This is a genomic window from Xanthomonas arboricola pv. guizotiae, assembly GCF_002940205.1.
GTDB lineage: Bacteria > Pseudomonadota > Gammaproteobacteria > Xanthomonadales > Xanthomonadaceae > Xanthomonas > Xanthomonas arboricola_C.
Genome location: NZ_MDSK01000083.1, coordinates 1 through 2561 on the forward strand (window position 1 = coordinate 1; position 2561 = coordinate 2561).

The 2561-nt window shown below is 55.6% G+C and carries 2 protein-coding genes and 1 pseudogene; all 3 read right to left on the reverse strand.

Annotated features, from left to right (window positions below; translation table 11 throughout):
- Window positions 1–127: 127 nt before the first annotated feature.
- A complete protein-coding gene (locus XarbCFBP7408_RS22605; protein ID WP_146093828.1) occupies window positions 128–739 on the reverse strand; it encodes a hypothetical protein in 612 nt (203 codons plus the stop codon).
- Window positions 740–1262: 523 nt separating this feature from the next.
- Window positions 1263–1517 carry a hypothetical protein gene (locus XarbCFBP7408_RS21805; protein ID WP_104564681.1) on the reverse strand — a complete coding sequence of 85 codons (255 nt, stop codon included), beginning with the start codon at window positions 1515–1517 and terminating at the stop codon, window positions 1263–1265.
- A gap of 101 nt (window positions 1518–1618) precedes the next feature.
- A pseudogene (locus XarbCFBP7408_RS21810) lies at window positions 1619–2425 on the reverse strand (IS5 family transposase).
- Window positions 2426–2561: the final 136 nt, after the last annotated feature.

A 2561-nucleotide genomic window follows, 5' to 3' on the forward strand; every position in this document is an offset into this window, starting at 1 on the left:
ACGTCGCATCGATCTCCACTTGGCGTTGCTTTCGCTCGCATCCTCCATCATCTGCTTACGCCTTCTTCCTGGGTTTTGTTAGCCGCTCTAAGCCGCGCCGCGAAGCGGCGTCGGCTTGGACGAATTGTTAGACCGCAGCCGCGGGAACAGTCACGGTGGCAACGGCTGGGCCTACGGCAATAGTCGATCCGAGCAGCACTTCCATCAACGAGCGTCGCTTCTCATGGCCCGACAAATGCGAATCCTCTTCGATCTTCAGGCCCTTCCAATAGTGCAAGTAGTAGTAACCAAACTGCCGAAAATCTCTAGGGAACTGCTGATCAAGCCAAGTCATATCATGCTTCGTTCCCGGGCGTGTCGAATAGATTTCATATATTGAGGCGCGCCCACGGAACTGGCTGCGCGACGCATATAAGCGGGCGTCATCAAGAGACTCCACGGCAAAGAACGCATTGAGTCTGGAAAGCGTGGGAACGCTACGCAGTTCTGGGTGATCAGTTCTGAAAATCTCCAACCAGAGTTCCCTATAAGCTGACTCATCAAGCCGATTGGACGCGTCCGGGACATCCTGAAGAGAAGGGATCGAATCAATTCCAAGGCGCCGAAATTTTGCCCAATACGTAGAGCCAAATTTTGAGTGCTGGCCCCGAGGAAGATCGAATTTCATGCCAGGCTTCAAGCGCCCGGCCATGTCAACGTGAAAATAGGTGTGCAAATTGCTCGCGCCAAGATTTGTCATGCGGCCTAACGCCTGAATTAAGCCGGCCCGCGAAGCGGGTTCGGCTTGAATGAATTGTTAGGCGCCAAGCTACGGCACAAACCCTGCAGGAAGCAACCTGACCTCCGTGACCATGCAAATGCCGTTGCCGCCGGACAGCGGTCGCACTCCCAAGATGGTGCCGTGAGCCGCAAGCTCTGCTTGGACAATGACCACAGGTTGCTCGGAGCCATCCTCAAGTGACTGGATTGCACAGCAAGGCAGGGCCATTGGGGCGGCAGCGGAATCACCCGGTACGTAGAAGACTGCGGAGCCAGCAGCGACGTCGGCCTCCGTAGCCGGACGGCCGACAACACAGGGCGTGTTGTGCCATTCACTTCCTACAATTGAACCCCAAAGATCGGCCATGTTTGGTGTGGCGCCTAACGCCTGAATTAAGCCGACTTGCGTAGCGGAGCCAAACACATGGCAAGCTCTTTCTGCAATGTGTTTGGTGTAGCGAAGCAAGTTCGGCTTGAACGAATTGTTAGGCGGCTGTGCGCCATTACTGCAAGCCTGCACTGGTAGGCCCGACGAGAGACTCTATGCCTTCCTCGCGAACTGTCCGCAACGCCTCATCCAAGGCGGCTTGGTCTGTAGCAAACAGATCGTCCCAAACCGTCGAGTTGTTGGAGGCATCAACAGCCTCGAGTGTCCAGTCGCTGTTCTCGCCGCGGTAGATCTCGATGCGAACAGTGTGCCCTTTGTCAGTGATCGATCGGCAGAGCGGGGACATTACGAGTTGGTAGTCGTCTTCCATTGCTTTTGTCTCAAGTTTGCGATGTTGTAGGTCAGCCGCCTAACGCTTGAATTAAGCGGAGTTGCGAAGCAACTTTGGCTTGAATGAGTTGTTAGAGCGTGTTATGAACTTTGAAAGAGCGTGGCTGCATTTCCAAGCATCAGAATCGTGAAGACAACAAAGTGCAAACCGGCCAAGGTTTCCGGTAATCGCTCGTAGTCGCGTGCCAGTCGCCTGAAACGATTGACCCATCCAAAGCTGCGCTCGACGACCCAGCGGCGCGGCAGCAAAACAAAGCCTTTCTTCGCTTCTTGCAGTTTGATGACGTGCAATTCGATGCCTTCTTCCTTGGCCGCTTACGCCGGTTCTTCGCCGGTATAGCCCTGATCCACAAAGGCGATCTTGACCGTTTCACCGGTCACGTGTTGTACCTCTTTGGCCAACGATCGGACTTGCGCGCGCTCCTGCTCATTGGCTGGCGTGACCTGGACGGCGAGCAGATGTCCCAGCGTATCGACCGCCATGTGCACCTTGCTGCCTTTCTTGCGCTTATAGCCATCGTATCCAGCACGCGGCCCGCTTTCGCAGGTGGACTGCAGCGTACGGCCATCGAAAATGACCGCGCTCGGCTGGCCTTTCTTCCCGTGCGCCACACGCAAGAGTGAGCGCAGATCGCTGACCATGGCTTCGAAGCAGCCAGCCTGCAGCCACCGCTGCGTTTGCTGATACACCGCTTCCCAAGGCGGGAAATCGTTGGGAAGCAATCGCCACGGTGCGCCGGCGCGTGCGATCCAGCGAAGTGCGTTAAACATCGCGCGTAGCTCATACTTGCGCTGCGGTGCCTGCACATCCATTAGCGTCAAATAGGGAGCCGCAAAGGCCCATTCTTCGTCGGAAATATCGGTCGGATATGGCTTACGAGGCTTCATCCGTATACGTTAGCGTGACAAGAGCAAAGTTCGTAACACGCTCTAGGTGTTTGATCCCAGGCTTTGATGGTGCACTATTTTCCCTCGATTGGAAGGAAGCACTATGGGCCAGGTTCTACACGGGAGCGCCACTACG